The 17,728-nt window shown below is 44.9% G+C and carries 15 protein-coding genes and 1 pseudogene; 2 read left to right on the plus strand and 14 right to left on the minus strand.

Annotation, left to right across the window (positions count from 1 at the left end; translation table 11 throughout):
- Positions 1 to 183: 183 nt before the first annotated feature.
- The 4 genes from BC8716_RS01550 to BC8716_RS01565 form a co-directional block, all read right to left on the minus strand.
- Positions 184 to 2,394 (minus strand): DUF4129 domain-containing transglutaminase family protein, encoded by a 2,211-nt coding sequence (locus BC8716_RS01550; RefSeq protein ID WP_094423639.1) that lies wholly within the window; start codon positions 2,392 to 2,394, stop codon positions 184 to 186.
- Complete coding sequence (locus BC8716_RS01555) at positions 2,384 to 3,559, minus strand: DUF58 domain-containing protein (RefSeq protein WP_062750332.1); 1,176 nt, start codon at positions 3,557 to 3,559, stop codon at positions 2,384 to 2,386. Before BC8716_RS01555 ends, BC8716_RS01550 begins: the two co-directional genes overlap by 11 nt.
- The gene (locus BC8716_RS01560) at positions 3,559 to 4,515 is read right to left on the minus strand and encodes an AAA family ATPase (protein ID WP_094429139.1); all 957 of its coding nucleotides are present in this window, start codon (positions 4,513 to 4,515) and stop codon (positions 3,559 to 3,561) included. Before BC8716_RS01560 ends, BC8716_RS01555 begins: the two co-directional genes overlap by 1 nt.
- Before the next feature lie 128 nt (positions 4,516 to 4,643).
- Positions 4,644 to 5,144 carry a thioredoxin family protein gene (locus BC8716_RS01565; RefSeq protein ID WP_094423640.1) on the minus strand — a complete coding sequence of 167 codons (501 nt, stop codon included), beginning with the start codon at positions 5,142 to 5,144 and terminating at the stop codon, positions 4,644 to 4,646.
- A 173-nt stretch (positions 5,145 to 5,317) separates the two neighbouring features.
- On the opposite strand from BC8716_RS01565, the gene BC8716_RS01570 reads away from it, so the two are divergent.
- Together BC8716_RS01570 and BC8716_RS01575 are read left to right on the plus strand one after the other, a co-directional pair.
- Complete coding sequence (locus BC8716_RS01570; protein ID WP_094423641.1) at positions 5,318 to 6,262, plus strand: metallophosphoesterase; 945 nt, start codon at positions 5,318 to 5,320, stop codon at positions 6,260 to 6,262.
- Between the two features lie 85 nt (positions 6,263 to 6,347).
- On the plus strand, positions 6,348 to 6,554 hold the full coding sequence (locus BC8716_RS01575) for a hypothetical protein (RefSeq protein WP_062750335.1): 207 nt from the start codon (positions 6,348 to 6,350) through the stop codon (positions 6,552 to 6,554).
- Between the two features lie 99 nt (positions 6,555 to 6,653).
- On the opposite strand, the pseudogene tnpA (BC8716_RS01580) reads toward BC8716_RS01575, so the two are convergent.
- The 10 genes and pseudogenes from tnpA (BC8716_RS01580) to BC8716_RS01625 all read right to left on the minus strand — a co-directional run.
- A pseudogene (tnpA, locus tag BC8716_RS01580) lies at positions 6,654 to 6,887 on the minus strand (IS200/IS605 family transposase); the annotation flags it as partial.
- Positions 6,888 to 7,115: 228 nt separating this feature from the next.
- Complete coding sequence (locus BC8716_RS22225) at positions 7,116 to 7,352, minus strand: hypothetical protein (RefSeq protein WP_062750336.1); 237 nt, start codon at positions 7,350 to 7,352, stop codon at positions 7,116 to 7,118.
- 64 nt (positions 7,353 to 7,416) lie between these two features.
- Positions 7,417 to 9,417, minus strand: coding sequence for a penicillin-binding transpeptidase domain-containing protein (locus BC8716_RS01590; protein WP_169715895.1), 2,001 nt, complete (start codon positions 9,415 to 9,417; stop codon positions 7,417 to 7,419).
- 434 nt (positions 9,418 to 9,851) lie between these two features.
- On the minus strand, positions 9,852 to 10,340 hold the full coding sequence (gene tnpA, locus BC8716_RS01595; RefSeq protein WP_094423643.1) for an IS200/IS605 family transposase: 489 nt from the start codon (positions 10,338 to 10,340) through the stop codon (positions 9,852 to 9,854).
- A gap of 178 nt (positions 10,341 to 10,518) precedes the next feature.
- A complete protein-coding gene (locus BC8716_RS01600) occupies positions 10,519 to 11,091 on the minus strand; it encodes a nitroreductase family protein (RefSeq protein WP_169715896.1) in 573 nt (190 codons plus the stop codon).
- 85 nt (positions 11,092 to 11,176) lie between these two features.
- On the minus strand, positions 11,177 to 11,947 hold the full coding sequence (locus BC8716_RS01605; RefSeq protein WP_094423645.1) for an N-acetylmuramoyl-L-alanine amidase: 771 nt from the start codon (positions 11,945 to 11,947) through the stop codon (positions 11,177 to 11,179).
- Between the two features lie 289 nt (positions 11,948 to 12,236).
- The gene (locus BC8716_RS01610; protein ID WP_245850033.1) at positions 12,237 to 12,647 is read right to left on the minus strand and encodes a phage holin family protein; all 411 of its coding nucleotides are present in this window, start codon (positions 12,645 to 12,647) and stop codon (positions 12,237 to 12,239) included.
- Between the two features lie 115 nt (positions 12,648 to 12,762).
- On the minus strand, positions 12,763 to 12,993 hold the full coding sequence (locus BC8716_RS01615) for a hypothetical protein (protein ID WP_094423647.1): 231 nt from the start codon (positions 12,991 to 12,993) through the stop codon (positions 12,763 to 12,765).
- A gap of 1 nt (position 12,994) precedes the next feature.
- Positions 12,995 to 16,984: a phage tail spike protein gene (locus tag BC8716_RS01620; protein ID WP_169715897.1), complete on the minus strand. Its 3,990-nt coding sequence runs from the start codon at positions 16,982 to 16,984 to the stop codon at positions 12,995 to 12,997.
- Between the two features lie 17 nt (positions 16,985 to 17,001).
- Positions 17,002 to 17,721, minus strand: coding sequence for a distal tail protein Dit (locus BC8716_RS01625; RefSeq protein ID WP_157730324.1), 720 nt, complete (start codon positions 17,719 to 17,721; stop codon positions 17,002 to 17,004).
- Positions 17,722 to 17,728: the final 7 nt, after the last annotated feature.

Here is a 17,728-nt window from a genome sequence, read left to right on the forward strand (position 1 = left end):
AAAGAAATTCTATATAGGAAAAAAAGTCAATCGCTATCGCAAATAAAACGGCTACAAGAGCAATCGCCCCTCGGCATTGCCTTTGCAGCCATATAAATGAATGCTCTCCCCTTTGTTTCGGGATCACGCATTTCTTTATGCAGCTTATACGCCAATAATCATAACAAGCCTGCTTGAATGCGGTCAAGTTCTGATTTTGTTGAGGATGTTTTTCCAATTTTCATGAAAGCGGTCCCCGTCAATGTTAGGTTTTTTATTGCTGTATAAATATTGCTCGTAGGCCTCGGTTAGCTCCCGCATTCCAGTAGACTCCAGTTCGCTGTCCACGTCGGTTGCATATTCACGCAACGTCTGCGTTGTTTTCCGCTTATAGCCATGAAAACCGAGCAACCATAGCAAGCGCTCATAGGAGCGGACAAAGGTCTCTGTTCGCCCGTCATTTTTGTACATTCCGCTTACATAAGCACGGGCAATCGCTTTGCGGAACAGAAACAAAACCAACGCCGCCACTGCAAGTATCCCTATAGCGGCTCCTAGCCACCAGCTCGGGCCTTCTTTCGTTTGGCCTAACGTTTGTGATTCATCTGTTTCTTCTTCGTTTTCAGGCTCTTGCACTTCGTCTTCATCCTGCTCAGGCTCTTCTCTTTGTTCAGGCTCCGTATCCTCCTCATCGCCGTTTTCTATGTCAATTTCGGGCTGTTGAAAGGAAAAACCTGAAAAGCTAGGCGTCGGTTCAAATGGCACCCAACCAACTTCTGGAAAGTACACTTCTACCCAAGAATGGGCATTGCTATTGGCAATAACGTATTCTTGATAGGTTCCATCCTCGCCGACAGTTCCCTGTGCTTCACCCTCTGTAAACCCTTTTGCCCATCTAGTCGGAATGTCAAGTGTTCGCAGCATGACAGCCATCGCTGTCGAAAAGTTATCGCAATACCCTCGGGCTGTTTCAAACAAAAACTGGTCGACGTAGTCTTGGCCTTCGGCTGGAATAGCCACATCCTCTGTTTCGTATTCAAAATTAGGCCCGCTTAAATACTGTTCAATCGCCACGGCCATGTCGTACTGGTTGTCCGCGTCTTTCGTAATGTCTTCGGCCAACTCGCCGATACGCTCAGGCAATCCTTCTGGCAATGCTAAATAATCCGCTAGCTCTTCATCGTTGCTGTAATCAGGTCGGCCAACGTTTCGCAAGCCTTCCACATAGTACGTTTGCTCGTAAAATTGAAACTCGTATCGCTGTGGCACCAATTCGCCATTCGCGATGGTGGCCATTGCCGAAACAGGATCAATTTGCAACGGATAGTCTTGTTCGCCAACCAAATCTGTTACCGTTGGCGAGGCAAGCTCTCCTGGATAAAACAAGTGGCCGAATTGTTGCTCCCCTTCACTATACAATTGCAACTCCGCCTGCTGCTCTTCTACTTCAACGGCATCGGCACGTTTGCTTCCTTGCAACGGTGGCGTCACGCTCCGTTCTTCGACTTCCAATGCGTCGGAAAGCTGCCAACCTCTCCCCGTATACTCGTTTTTTGTCTCCCCTTTCCAATATTGGCCGTTTTCTACTCGAGCAATAAAAATAGGCGTGTCATCTTGGACAAAGCCACCACCGAGGCGGCGATCGTCCTCACTGTAGCCAATCCGTTGCACAGGAGTGCCTATGCCGCTCGGAACAAAGCCAAATACCGATTGGAGATAAGGAAGAGGGTCCGGCCACTGCGGTTCAGGTTTTGGCATCGCATAGCCAATCGACGCTGCTAGCATGATAAACACGCCTAGCAAAGCAAAAGAGCGGCCAAATGTACGAAACGATAAAACGGCGTGTGTGCCTTTTTGTTCGCCGCGTTTAAGCAACAGCAGCAGCCCAAACAGAAACAACCCAACAATAAAGGTGCGAACAATCGCCCAGCTCCCGCTATAATCGGTAAATGTGTCAATTGTACCAATATAGACGATGCTGATCGCTAAAAAAAGCAATATTCGCCGTGCCTGAACAATCCAGTAAAACAGTAGGTAACTGAGGATGGACAAGAGAATCAAAAATAAAAACGTCCGGTGCATATCAGTAATGTCCGCCAAATTGCCAGCAGTCAGCAAATAGATGTTGTAAAATAGATCGTCTAAAAAAGCAAACATCCACATTTGCTCAGTGCTTGATCCTGGAAACAACAAGTACAACGATCCGAGAATGACAGCAAAGCGGAGAAGCAGTGACCAGACAAGGTGTATTTTAAAGAATGTGATCAAGAAAAATACAGCAGAAACAGCGACAAACAGAGCAATCGAATCCGTGTGCGTAATTTCTGAGACAGGATAAAGCCATTCCATCAATAGAAGAAAACCGAACATGTATAACACAAAATCACGATAAAGTTGTCTTTTTTTATGCATCATCCGCACTTCGCCTCTTGCCCTCCTCAAACTGGGGATGGAAAAGCTGTGCCTTTAACCGCTTAAACTGCTCCTGTTCCCACTCGCCAACCGGAGCGGCAGCAGCAACAAACACAAGCGTTTTACGCTTTTCAAGCTGACGTACTAAACGAATCGTGTTCTCCTCTATTTGTGGCGTTATCAATAGAGTCACCCCTCCTAGTAGCTGAAGATTAGGAGGAAGTGGGGCTTGCTTTTTCGTTTTCAGCGGCTTCACTTTGGCAAGCAAGCGCAGGCCTGATTTCCATGTTCGCTCATTAAGTGGCAGCTGATTCCAACGATTTGGATACGTGTGCAAAACAACCTCCGTACGTGCTGACACAAAAGTGGCTGCCAAAGATGCGGCCCAACTCACACTTTCTTCAAACCATTCTTTTTCTAACTCTGTTTCCACTGTGCTTGGCAATAAAAATAACGATATTTCTTCGCTCTGGTCCGTTTCAAACTCTTTTGTGACGAGCCCTACTACACCTGCCGAGCGCTTCCAATCAATTTGCGCCATGCGGTCGCCTGCCACATAGGGGCGTACGCCAGAAACAGCATGGTCCTCATAGTTCTTTTTTAATTGCTTGGCAACATGGGAAGCGCCGACTATCCCTAAGCCGTGCTTTACATGGTAATAAGCAGGATAGACAAGCAACTCCGTATGAATGGGAATCCTTTTTTTAACGCGGATAAGGCCGAACAAATCATTTGCTGTTACAACGAGTTGGCCAAATTGTTGTTCCCCTCGTTGCAACGCTTTGGCCTCATATGAAAAACGCAGCTCTTTTTTTAACGTGAAAAAGAAAATCGCTTCATGCCGCTCTGCCAATATAGAAGCAGGAATGGTGTCACTTGCTTCATAATAAAAAAATGGAAGCAACCGTGGCCTTGAGATCGTTACATCTACGTTAAATCCTTCACCTGTTCGTAGCTCCTGTTTCGATATATAGCGCGTGGCCTTCACTCCAAACAAGGAAAGAAAAGAAACAAGACATGAACAGACAAACACAATGACGACACTGTAAAACAAAAACCAACTGACAAAGCCGCCTTGGAACATGCCAAAGACAAAGGTAGCAGCAAGAATAAACAGGACAATCAACCATCGGAAAGCAAAATAAACAAATGGCTTTACTCGTTTCATTAGGTTGCATGCCTTTTCCGCTCTACTGGAACGCGGATTTGTTTTATCAGATCAGCCAGTACCTCATCAGCGGCTTCTTCACGCATGAGCACATCATGGTGCAGTCGAATTCGATGCCCTAGTACATAGGGAGCAACAGCTTTAACGTCATCAGGAGCAACAAAATCACGACCCATAATGAGCGCATAAGCTTGGCTTGTCCGCATCAGTGCAATGGAAGCGCGAGGACTTGCGCCTAGTTCAATCTTTCCGCTTGTTCTGGTGGCATGGACGATGTTTACTAAATACTCTTTGACATACCCATCGATGTAAATGTTTTTGACTTCTTGCTGCAAAGCGGAAATTTCATCAAGTGTCACGACCGCTTCTAGATCCTCAATTGGATGCTTCTGCTCAACACGCCCTAAAAGTTCCAGCTCTTCTTCAATCGTTGGGTAGCCTAAGCTAATTCTGACTAAAAACCGGTCCAGTTGCGCTTCTGGCAGAGGGAATGTTCCAGAGTATTCAACAGGGTTCTGAGTCGCCATTACAAAAAAAGGCGAATGGATGACCATCGTCTCTCCGTCAACGGTGACGTTTCCTTCTTCTAGTGCCTCCAGCAAAGCCGATTGGGTTTTAGGCGACGTACGGTTAATTTCATCGGCAAGCACGACATTCGCCATAACTGGGCCAGGACGAAACTCAAACGCTTGCTTGTTTTGATTGTAAATCGATACGCCCGTCACATCCGACGGCAGTAAGTCGGGAGTAAACTGAATTCGCTTGAACGAGCCGTTAATTGTTTTCGCCATTGCTTTAACAAAAACGGTTTTGCCAACACCAGGCACATCTTCAAGAAGCACATGCCCCCCTGCAAGCAAGGCGACAAGACTAAGACGGATTTCCGCTCGTTTGCCAATCATCACTTTTTCAACATTTTCAATGATCTCATCTATTTTAGCTGTGCTTGTAGTCAACAAATCCTAGGCCCCTCTCCGTTTCTTTTTTTCATTGTACCATTGTCCTGTTTTTTTATCATTACAGAACAAGCGTTACCTTTCACCCAAAAAACCGTGCACCTTTAAAGTGCACGGTTTTGCTTTTGTTACAGTTGCGACATTGTTCGCAGCATGTCTGCTTCAATTTTATCCCAAGTCTCTTTTTGCTGGAACAGCTTTCGCGTTTTCGGGATCAGTTCTGTCTTAAACGCTTCTTTATAGGCGTCCGTTTCAGGATCAGGAAGCTGCTTTTTCCATTCGGTTACACGAGCCTCTATCTCGCCAGCTCGCGGCCCCCATTTGCCTGCTTCTTTTCCTTCTCTATCGAAAAAGACGATAATCGGAATTGATCGAGCACGGCCATTGGTTAAGTACTGGTCCATCAACTCAAGGTTTTCATCGCGGATTAAAAAACGCACATCCATTAAAGCCGTTTGCGCCAATTTAAGAAAAATCGGCACGTTTACCATCGCATCCCCGCACCAATCAGCGGTAAGCACAACGGCTTTCAAGCCTTTCCCTTGGAGGAGCTCCATTTCTTGCACGGCGTCTCCGCTAGGGATGTAGTGATTGTATATGTGAAGCAACGTCTCTTTGTTTACTTCCATCGATTCAATGTAGTCTTGGCAGTCGCCCCTTTTTCAAACCAATCAAGAAGTGTCATAAGCTTGCTCCTTTTTTACTGATCGTACCATGCTTGGCTCATGGGACGCAAAAAATTTGATCTTTCTAGACATATTTTTGCTGACAATCCAAACACTACATCCAAAGGAGTGGTGAGATGTTCAAACGTTTTTTGCTTGCCCCGACTCTTATTTTTCTTCTGCTTTTAGGCATCGGGCAAGTGTCAACTCCAACCGCCTATGCCATCGGCAACAAGCCGTTTACATTCGTGTGGATGTCTGACACGCAATATTACTCGCAGCATTACCCGTATATTTACGACAGCATGACGGAGTGGATTGTCGAAAACGAACGGAGCCAGTCGATTAAATATGCGATTCATACGGGCGATATCGTTGACCATATGACGAATGAATTCGAATGGGTTCAGGCAGACTTAGCAATGAAAAAACTAGATCAAGCCAAGATTCCATACGGCGTGCTGGCAGGCAACCATGATGTCGGACATAGCAAATTGGACTACAGCACATACAGCCGCTATTTTGGCGATGCTCGTTTTAATAAAAGCCATGCCTTTAAAGGGTCTTACAAAGACAATGAAGCCCACTTTGACGAAATTCATGTTAGCGGGCACAAATTCCTTATTCTTTACCTCGGTTTTGGCTGGAATGACGAAACGCTCCAGTGGGCCAAAGAAGTGGTTGAAGATCATCCTCATCATGCAACGATTGTTGCCACGCATCGTTACTTGCAAGTCAATGGCAAACGCTCTGAGGATGGAGACAAACTGTTTAAGGAATTAATCAAACCAAGCCCTTCCATTCAGCTGGTCCTAAGCGGGCACTACCACGGCACCGCCCAGCGGTTTGACCGTATTGATGACGATGGCGATGGTGTAAATGAACGAACTGTGGTCCAGATTTTATCCGATTACCAAGGATATGAAAAAGGCGGAAATGGCTTTATGCGCCTTTTGACATTCCAACCAAAATCCCAAGCAGTGACAATTAGCACCTATTCTCCTTATACAAAGGAAGACTCATTAGAAAACGAGGACTTTCATAAAGCGCCGATGACGTTTAGTTTTCCAATGGATTTTTAGCCCCTTGCCCAAATTGTAATGGTTCATCACCTTTTTAGATGGATATCCATATCGTGTACTATCCTAGAAAAAGGTGGTGCAATGCTTGGGCTATTATTACGGAGGATTTGAAAACAACTGCTGCTGCCCTCCCCCGCCTTGTGGAGGATACGGTTATGGACCTGGCCCTTACTACGGGCCGAGAGGATTTGGCGGCGGCGGCTTTGCGATTGCGATTGTTGTCGTGCTCTTCATTTTGATTATTATCATTGGCGGCGCCGGCTTTTGGGGTGGGCGTGGACTGCCTTGCTAAAGTAAGTATCCGCCGGTAGAACCGGCGGTTTTAATTTCGCCCTATAAGGGCACTTTACCAACGAAGTCCCTAAAGGGACCTCTGAAGGGACCGCCAACCGTTTGCGTGACGATCATGGATCATCAACGAACTTTTCCCTTTCAAATACCCCATGAAATACGATACCGACATTTTTGGCGGAATTTTCACCAGCATGTGTATGTGATCAATCATCGCATGGGCTTCGATAATTTCTACATCTTTCATTTCACATAACCTTCTTAAAATAGCTCCAATATCTTTTCGCAGCTTCCCATAGACAATCTTTCGTCTATACTTAGGGATAAACACGATATGTTACTTACAATTCCATCTTGTGTGTGATAAACTGTTGTCACTCATGGGTGAGATCTCCTTTCATTGATAGAAGTTGGTTTGGCGGCCAAGTTCTATTATAACGATTGGAGATTTTTCATCACTAGACCTCTCTAGAAGTTTCGTTTTCACACGTGCAGAGCACGTGGTTTCAAACCCATATTAATGAAAAAAGAACATTAGCGTCCTTCGCTAATGTTCTTTTCTTTAATAATAATATCCATAGGGCGGGTACCCATAAGGTCCAGGTCCATAACCATAAGGCGGATAGCCGTATCCGTAACCGTAACCTCCGTATAAAAACGGCGCAGCAATGAGTGATCCCCCAAGACCGCCTACGAGCCCGCCTAGAAATGCACTTCCCCCATAGCCAAATGGCCTTCCGCCATAGTAACCAGGTGGGCGCCGATAACCGGGCTGCTGATAATGCCATTGCGTCTGCATCGTGGTCCCCCTTCACATCTGATGGGGTATCTTATGCACAAGCAGGCAGGCATGTGCGGAAGTTTTACCGAGTTGCTTCAAAAATGGCCTTTACTTTTGGGACAACTTCACCGCTCCTTGCCCCTTCCTGCATAAACGCCACCAACATTTCGGGATCATCTTGGTTATAGGCGACAACCCAGCCAAGAACATCGTCATTCGATTCGCCTTGACCACCGCTTAATTCAGCTGTTCCTGTTTTTGCTGCTAACGGATAGCCATCTATTTCCATTGCATGGGCCGTCCCGCTTTTTTCAGACACAACTTTCCCAAGTGCCTCATCAATAATTGCGGCGGTTTCAGGCGTCAGATGGTCTTTCCAGACGACGCCGGTTTGTTCACTTTGCTCAAGCACTGGTTGAATCATAGCGCCTTCATTGGAAAAAGCCGTATACATCGTGGCAAGATGAACTGGATTGACGAGCACTTGCCCTTGCCCTGATCCTGAATAAGCGAGTTCAGGCTCCGAGCGGAACCCGTCTTCCCCGGTTATTTGTGATTTCTTCAACGGATACAAATAATCGATTGATTCCCCAAAACCAACGGCTTCAGCCTGCTCGATTAGCTTCTCTTCCCCTAGTTTTAGTGCTTCCATCGCAAAATAAATATTATCCGAGTACATAAGGGCACCTTCTAAATCGACTGGACCGCCTGGATCAGTGACGCGGTGGATATGGTAATCGCCCCAACCAGATGCATCGTCCGGCTGCCAGTCGTGGCCGCTTACTTCAATCGTCTCTTCTGGGACAAGCGTTCCAGCTTCTAGTCCAAACGCAGCAGTTAATGCCTTCATTGTCGACCCTGGAGAAAAACTGGCACTAAAACGGTTCAACAGCGGCATTTCTTCATTTTCCTCGATTTTTTTGCGCTCCTCGCTGGAAAAACCAAGTGCTGCTAAATTCGGATCGTAAGCTGGCGAACTAACCAACGCCAACGTTTCCCCTGTGAGAGGATCTAGCGCCACACTTGTACCTGATTTTCCAGCAAATTCGTTAAAAATCGCTTCTTGAACGTCCATATCAATCGTTAAGTGGATATCCTCGCCATCCTCGCTTTCAGACTCGATAATGGTTTCCTTCCGCTCACCCTCTGCACTTGCTGTATAAATTTCTATCCCGTCTTTTGCGCGCAAACGGTCTTCGAGCACCAATTCCAACCCGGCTAAACCAATGTTTGAAGAAGAAGAGTATCCTTCGCTGCTGCGCTTTTCTAATTCTTCCGCCGTAATCGGCCCGATGTATCCGGTCAAATGGGCTGCTGCTTCACCGAATGGGTAAACCCGACCGTTCAAGCGCCTGTAGGAGGCGGCAGATACTTGCTCTGTAATCGAATCTGCTAGGCGACTTTCACTAGCAGGCAATTGCTTAAGCGGCACAAACGCTTCTGGCGTCACCCAGCCTTGACTCAACTGTTCATCAATGTAGTCTTCCGTTATCCCTAACTCATTGGCTAAGATGGCCACAGCATCATCTTGCCCTTCAAGCAAGCTTGGTTGAACACCCATTTCGAGCACTTCGCCATTAGTGGCTAGCGCCTGCCCATGAACATCATAAAGATCGCCCCGCTCTCCTGGTATGCGGTTAAGCCTTACCACATCATCGCCCTCCAACTGGGGAAATAAAAGGCTCGGCTCCCATTCTAAATGCCACTCATTTTCCTCTTCTGCTGTCTGTACCCATTCCATTCCTTCCTCAAAGGAATAAGGTCCAGCAATCGTTTCCATTGAAATGGCAATCGGAACCGATTCGATCCCTTCCCCTTCGTAGTCTTCCGGGAAACGCGGCTCGACTGCAAACTCTGTTATCAAATCACTAAAAATGCGCTCGTGTTTCGCGATAAATGTTTCCTCGTCGACGTTTTCCTTTGCTTCATTTGTAAGCATAGCGTACATATCCTTGTATTCGCCGTTTTTCCAATGTTCGATATAAGCCTTAGCAGTATCTTCTGGAGACGAACTTGAACAAGCCGCCAAAGCAAGTGTCATTCCGGCGAATACAGAATAAAGTAGTAATCCCGACCGCTTCAACTCCCTAACAGCTCCCTTGCTAATTGGTAAGTCTTCAAAAAATATGACAAAAATCATAGGATAAAAGATTCTACTGTTAGAGTAGCACACTTGCCGATACCTTTGAACCTCTCATGACTAAAGTCACAAGATTGTTTGCAAACAGAACATCTTTGATGTGTCGTTGCATCCTCAAGCATCAGCGTTTTGCCCTTCTCCTTTCGAAGAAAACCGGGAATCTTACATCTTTTGTTTTTTCCTGCTGAGGAATGATCACTAGGAGACCATACTATCTCTTCTTTCGTGTGTTAAACCCATTATAAGTAATCAAAACCACCCGTGACAACGGGTGGTTTGTTCTACGGCTGAAAGCCTTTGTTACTGACCAAACCCTAAAGGGCTACTGAACGGTTCGCCAATTGTACTACTTTCACTGGCCAGACCTTAAAGGCCTCCTAGCGCATTCTTTTCTTTTTACGCTTTACCTCTTCACCTGTAAATGGATCTACATACTCCAACAAACTTAATTGTTCTGCGACTATATCATCTTGTATTTGGTTTTTTATATATTCTTCAATTACTTTCTTATTTCTTCCCACTGTATCTACATAAAAACCTGTGCACCAAAATTTTCGATTTCCGTATCGATATTTTAAATTTGCATGCCGATCGAATATCATCAAGCTACTTTTCCCTTTCAAATATCCCACAAATGAAGACACACTGATTTTCGGCGGAATACTCACCAGCATATGTATGTGATCTTTACAAGCAGTTGCTTCAATAATTTCGACACCTTTTCTTTCACTCAACGTTCTTAATATTTCTCCAATGTCTTTTTTAAGTTTCCCATAGATTACCTGCCTTCTGTACTTTGGGGCAAATACTATATGATACTTACAATTCCACTTTGTATGTGCTAAACTGTTAGTGTCTTTAGACATTTAAAACTCCTCCGTTTGCTTCATATATTGGTTGGCGAACCAAATATATTTTAGCACCGCGGTGGAGTTTTTTTAATACCTCGCTGGAAGCTTTTTGGAACCCCGGGCCGAGCCCGGGGTTTTCTTTTCACAACTAAAAAAAGCGTACGAAAGCCTCTGCTTTCGTACGCTCTTGTCATTAAGAACGGATAATATTGATTTTATCAGCAATCGGCGTCCGTTCTTTTGCTTCAGGAATAAAATCGCCATAACCAATCATTAACGTTGCGACAATTTTTTCTCCAGGCTGAACACCAATGGCTTCACGGAAGACAGGATTGTAAATCCAATCATTGGTACGCCAAATCATGCCAATACCTCTGGCCCAGGCAGCAAGCTGGATGTTTTGAATCATGGCACAAACCGCTCCATAATCTTCATCCCATGTTTTTTGACGAGGGTCCTCAGGCATGACAACAACAAGGTGGAGGGGAATTTCCCTAAAATAAGCTGCCTTTTTTTGCGCTTTTTCGGGGATCTTCCCATCGCTCCCTGCTTGTGTTTTCAAAAAGGCGTCTACAAACTGGTTTTTCCCTTCTTCAGCGTATAGAAGAAAACGCCAAGGTTCCGTTAATTTATGGTTCGGCGCCCACTTTGCCACTTCTAATATCTCGACTATTTCTTCAATGGACACAGGATCAGGTTTAAATTTTTTAATTGAGCGCCTTCCCTTTATAAGCTCGTCAATTGCTTTTACTTGGTTCAATTCCATTTTCACTCATTCCTTCGTTCTCCATTCTTATCCCTTAGTCTAACGAAAGGATTAGGCAAACGCAAGGAATGATTCTCATTTTCATTTAGACCGTAATAACAATCGCATCATATCCACGGCTCTTTAGTTCAGCAACAAGCGCTTCTGCATTGGCTTTAACTGAAAAAGCGCCAACCTGGACACGATAAAGGGAACCGCTTTGGATAATTAAGGCTTCATAGCCGTCCGCTTGAAGTCGTGCTTGAAGAGCTTCTGCATTTGCGCGTTGGGAAAAAGCACCTGCTTGCACACGGTAAATCGTGCCGTTACCACCGGAATTACGCTGCAAATTGAACGCTTGCGCCAACCCATTGACATGACCACGAGCGACACGAGTCAAAAAAGCCGGATCCCGAAGCTTGGCCGCATCATTGGCATGATCAATAAACAGGTTTTCTGTTAAAATCGCTGGCATGGTTGACGTACGCAACACTGCAAAATTAGCGGTTTTCTTTCCTCGGTCCCTTTCTCCAAGTTGTTGCATAATCGCTGGATGGATAATATTTTGTGCCCGAACAGAACCGCTTGTCTGCGATGTATGAATAAATGACTCAAATCCGGTTCCACCCCCTGCGTTAATATGCACAGATAGAAAATAATCAGCACCCCAGTTATTTGCCATATTCGTCCGTTCTGATAAAGAGACGGCTGTATCGCCTGTTCGGCTCATCCGAACTTCTGCGTTTTCATATTCAGACACTAACATATCGCGAATTTGCGTCGCAATTGACAGTGTTAAGTTCTTCTCTTGCATGCCATTTCCTACTGCACCTGGATCGTTACCACCATGTCCTGGATCAATAAAAATTTTAACCATAAACAATTCCTCCTTAATAATAATAGGTGCTTGTCCTAAGCGTCTAAGACTGAAGGCAGCGCCAACAGCCTTTTGCAATGTTGATAAGGACGGGACTCCTCCCATCCTGTAAGGGTCCATTTCAATACCTAACCAGTAACAGTCAACCCTTACAATCTACTTGTATGAAGCAAAGGGTCTTGCCGACATGGACAAACGTTAGAAACGAATTGAATTAGGTGAAAAATCCCGCGGATAGCTAGGATTTCCCCTCTTCTCATTTCCATTACACACTAAATTTGGAATTTCTCTATAGATCCTTTTCGTTTTTCTTATTTGGCTTGTCTTCACCTGAGTCCCTATCTTCATCGCTTTTCGCAAAACCTAACAATTTTTCCCGAATTACAGGCGGGATTTTCACTCCACTGGCCGCTAAATTTTCTACAACGCTCAAGCACTCATTCGCGATATAAAAAAGCACAGTTGCCGACGCAACCATGCCTTTCAAATCTAATACGATATCAATCATATTGGCAACAACAATGACAACGAAAATCCCAATTTTCTGAGCAAAGCCATACAAAGAAACCCGGCTGCGGACGCTTTTGTTTTTGATTGCTTTTGCAATACCGGTGACAATGTCGAGAACCATCAACAATATGAGCAAGTCTAGAAATTTGACATTGCCGAAAAGGTAAAGGCGAGCGACATCTAAGGACAAGTCAGCGAATGTGCCTATATAGCATCCCCCCTTTCGATGGCAGGCTGTTTGTTCTCGAGCTGTTCTAGTTTCCTATTAGTAATCCGTTAACCAAACACTTTTTTTATGGAGTATCTCACTCAGAATGGCTTTCTTGTGTTTCCTTCTGCTCCATGTCTTCCTTTTCTTTTTGCAGTAAAGCGTAAGCGTTTTTAAAGGTTTGTAATTGCGCATCCATTTCTGATAACTCTAACTCCCGCTGTCCTAGCCTTTCCGCTAAATACTCAACACGGGCATTCGCTTTTTGTACTTCATACTCAAGTGATTGGATGTATTGTTGTTGTTCAGAGGATAACTCTTGACTCACATCAGCGACCTCCTTTCAGAGCATTGACTTGCTTTTGAATCTCTTTAATCGCGTTTGCCTGTTGTTTCATTATCCGGTCTTGCACTTTCACTTTAGCTAGAATTCCAGCGATAAAGTCATCCATAGACAATGCCGGACCTTCATCAGACGGCGTGCGAAACTCTTCCGGTAAATCCTCTGAAATAGGGCCATAATTCGGTCGAACAAAAGCACCGTTTCTATCGGGTGTTTTGTAGTGGTAGGACATTAATTCAACTTGGTCTATTAAACTGGCGAAGTAATCCAGGTCAAGGGGTTCGATGTTTTCCTTTACGTTACGTGATGAAATTTTGTGCATCGTAAAGTAATGCATGTTATTAGTCCAAACTTCCCATAACCGGAAATTACTCATCCCTACAAGACCCCACCCAGAGGTATCAGGCCTAAAAGTCGGATGAAGTCCCGATTTACTTGACGTATTTCCCCTTCCCATGACCCAATACCTGCTGCCGCTGCTGCCACGCATTGGATCAAAACGAAATTCCCCGGACCGTGAGATAATCCGGTTGACTGAATCAATAAATGTAGAGCTTGCACTGTAAATAGTAAACGTATCATTTGTGTTTGCACCAATGTAACCCATATTTTTGCCGCCAGGATCGAAAAACCTTACAAGGGCCGGATCGCTTCCCTGACCATTAAAATTTCGTATGCCGATTAGAATTCGGTTCCGGGCATTGCTGTCAAACGCCTTAAATCCGTCCCCATCCATTTGCACAGCCATACTGCCATTCATCGCCCTAACCATAATATTAGCTGCATCTAACGTGCCACTTGTAATTTTAGCGGCACTAATGTCACTAATTTTAGCGTTGGTAATCGTGGCATTTGCAATTTTCGCGTTGTCAATTTGTCCATTGCCAATTTTTGCATTGGTGATCGCGCCATTCTCGATCTGTGCCGTGCCAATAATGGCGTTTTGCAACTTCGCCTTGCTGATCGATGCATTAGCGATCGCAGCAGTCCCGACTGCAGCCTCTCCAATATGAGCCGTCTTAATTACGCCATTGTCAATCAGCGTTTGCCCTGTGATGCGTGTTTTCGCGCCATCAATGCGGACACCCTCGCTAGATAAGTTAATAGCAGCAATGACGCCGTTTTTCTCGACACGCGCATTGATTTGATCAGCTTGTACACTTAGCTTAGACTCTGCTTGTGACATGCGGTTTCCTAGTGCAGATGTGTCAGACGCTACTAGACTGATCTCGCGTGCATTTTGGTCGATTGATGTTTGAAGGCTAGATACCTCAGTTATATCAACAACCTCAAAGTCATCTACCCTCACCCAACCAACAGTGTGGTTAGTGACCATAGACACAGACAAAGCCTTGACGTTCTCTGGACATTTCCAAGTACCTTTTATTTGTGTCCATTCCGTTTTTGCGCCAGACCAACCCCAGTCTTTCACCAATGCGCCTGTATCCGCGTTTCCAAATCGAAATTTTTGATTGTTCGACGTGCCGTTAGCATCAGCACTCGTTTTATACCAATATGAAATTCGATAGGTACGACCAGGAACTACAGCCACCGGGTTAGTGATACTTTGACTTCTAGTTGCTGGAGAGGAAACGCCCTTAAATTCCAACGCTTTTTTGCCTGAATAAGCGTCGCCCACAATTACACCAGGCCCATGCCAGCCTAGCCCTCCGCCCTCAAAACTCCCATCTGGGATGATATTGTCACCCGTTGTAGCAACGTGCGACAGCTCTGAAATTGTAGTGCTGAATTGGTCAGCTCTTAACTCTAGCTGGGACGTACGACTACTGACATTAGTAATAGCTCCGGCATTATTATCTACTCTTGTCTCCACGTTTGAGACATCGGCCTTTAGCCCGTTAATTGTTGTTTCAAAATTAGACTGTTTTTCTGACACTCCTTCAACCGTCTTGCTCAGTTCGCCAAAATCAGTCCTTAACCCGCTAGCGGTTAACTCTAATTCGCCAATTTGGCTAGAGAGTTGCCCTGTCGTGTCTTCAAACTCGTCTTTTGTAATTCGTGCAGAAATGGCTTCTGCATTGGCTCGTATGTCTGCTTCTTGAGCACTCAGCTTTCCGTCCATATTCGTTAAGCGGCTAGCTGTGGCCGATAGTTCGCCTTCGATGACGTCTACGTTAGTGGCGATGTTAGATACAGTCCCGTTAATATCGCCAACCTCACGGGTTAAATTATCGGCAATGCTGTCTAACTCAGCTAGTTTGCCATCTGTAAATTGGAACTTGCCGTCCACATATTCTAACCCGGCTTTTTCAGCCAATTCGCTGTTTATTTGCTCGGTAACGGCCTTGATTTCCTCATCGGTGTACTGCTTGGCATCTTGCTTTAATTGTTCGCGGACCGACTCTTCCAGTTGATCCAATTGAATCGACCCATCGGCAATAATTTGCGCTTCCTTACTTAGTTCGCGAAGTTTGACAGCCAAGTCCTCGCCAAAGAAAATGTCCTCTGATACAATTCGTGCTGTTGTAGCGCTCACTTCTTCCGACAAAGGCGAGTAACGCTCGTAATAGTTAAAAGCACGGACACGGAAATAATACTGTTTGTTCGGTTCGCCATGAAAGCTATAAGTATTGCCAACCCCTCGGTAAACGAGTGTTTCTGGGCTTCCTGCAAACCCTTGTACTTCGCTTGCATAGACTTCATAACCTGCAATATACGTGTCTAAATGGCTAAAATCCCATTCCACCATGACGGCAGCATATAAACCGGTAGCTGTCACATTTGCAGGTACTTCAGGGACAATGTCTGGATACGAATTAGGTTGTATAGGCCTCCCTGCCCGATCCCATACATGGGAATTCTCTTTTACTTTTGCCATCACCCTTTCTACTTCTTGATTTGGGCTTGAAAATAGCGGCAGAAACTCCCCTAATACGACTTCATCATTGCTAGGATCAAGCAAGTCGCGTTTTAGCTCAATTACTCTCGTCTTTTCTTGAATGATCGGATAAATGTCTTCATCAAGGACAGCGGCCGTGTCTCCTAATTGAATACGTTCATGTTCAAAATTGGAGAGTCTGAATAAATCGACAACCTTTCCAGAATAATGGACAAGTGGCGTACATACCGTTTGCAAATAGTCATAGGTTTGTTCTAATAAACGGACAGGGTTGTCTTCATCTGATTCTTCCAAAATGCCAAATCGATGCCTTTTTCCTTCATAATCCCCTCGTCCCCATAAAGCTCTTGCCTGCTCATCGCCAAGATAGTCTTGCCCTTTTGGTTTATCAATAGGGTCGCCTTTCGCTTTGCTCCATTCGATATCTTTAAACGTAATCGGTTTGCCTTGGTCCCCGTTTTCATCTTCCGTCGGTTTCCCGTAAGCTCTGATCGCCGTTTTGACACTGCTCATATCAATGGTGCGTTCAATTTCAGTCAAGTCTTTTCTATATTCAAACCGTTTGCCTGTATCTGCCCCTCGGCGTGAAAGAATATCAATATACCGACCGGTAATTTTGCTTCCGTCAATGGTCACTCGGCATCTTAGTTCGCCTTTAAATGTATTTAGCAACTCGGCTACACAATATTTGGCGTTAGTTTGGCTAAATTCTACAGGAGCCTCCCCTAACTCGGCAACGACGCCTGGCTGCCAACGTGTCCGCGCAAGAATACTAGAAAGGGCTTGCCTTGCGTTTGTCCGATGAAACTGAATATGTTCTATAGGTTCATCAAGCAGTTCATTGACTGCATGTTCACATATAACTGTTTTATAGGCAGCATCGCCATGGCGGTCTTCTACAACCACAATTTCAAAAAGTTGAAAATCGCCATCGACATCATAAAAAGCGACTTGTTGTCCTTCGACGATTTCAAGTGCATGGTCACAATCGGCAAGGATTGTAAATTCAAAGGAATGTGCATTGTTCAGTTGTTCTGTATGCACCGCTTCGATTAGATGCCGTTCATCGAGAACAGCTCTGCATGTTTCATGCTTGTCGAAAATAAATACGTTCATTCTATCCCCCTCTCCCTTTATAACCATTTCTCCTTATATGCCATCTCTACTGTCGCGGTTTCCGGTCGAACGGCAATATGATTTTCGCCAGGATGTAAAAATAGATCTTTAAATCCTGAACGCAGATCAAGCAAAGGCATCGCCCATTCATCGTTATAACGAATTGCTGATTTTTCACTGTCAATTACAATCCGGTCGCCTGAATGGAATACTCGATTTAACTTAAATCGTTTCCCGTCTTTTTCTATTTGCATGTTTTCTGTTTCTTCATGGAAAAGAATCGAGTAAACAGGCATCGCTGGTGCAGTAGCTGTATAGTCGACAACTATGCTCTCCGTGAAATCAAGCTCTTTTTTTGCCCCTTCTGCGACAGGATCCGACACTTGAAAGACTAATTTTCCTGTTTTCAACAAGCCTTTGCCTGTGAAATCGGAAAAGTCGACTACAAATGCATGGTAGGCTTTATCTGGCTCATCAAAAAATACCAGTTTGCCTTCTTCTGCTGAAAGGTAATAAGCCATTTCTCGCATTGCTTTTCTTTGTTCTTCATAACTTGTCGAAATCATTAAAACATCAAGCTCGATCAAGTATTCGCCCCACCGTTTATTTGAAGCGTGGACGCCGTGGTGGACTTCCGTGTTCGTAAATTTTCGTGGTGGCAAAGAGGCGCGGTTGTCGTCGACCAGTTTGAGCCACTTTGAAAAATTCACGCCATTAAAAGAAAACCAAGCATTCATTTTCTCG

The organism is Shouchella clausii (genome assembly GCF_002250115.1).
Classification (GTDB): Bacteria; Bacillota; Bacilli; order Bacillales; family Bacillaceae_D; genus Shouchella; species Shouchella clausii.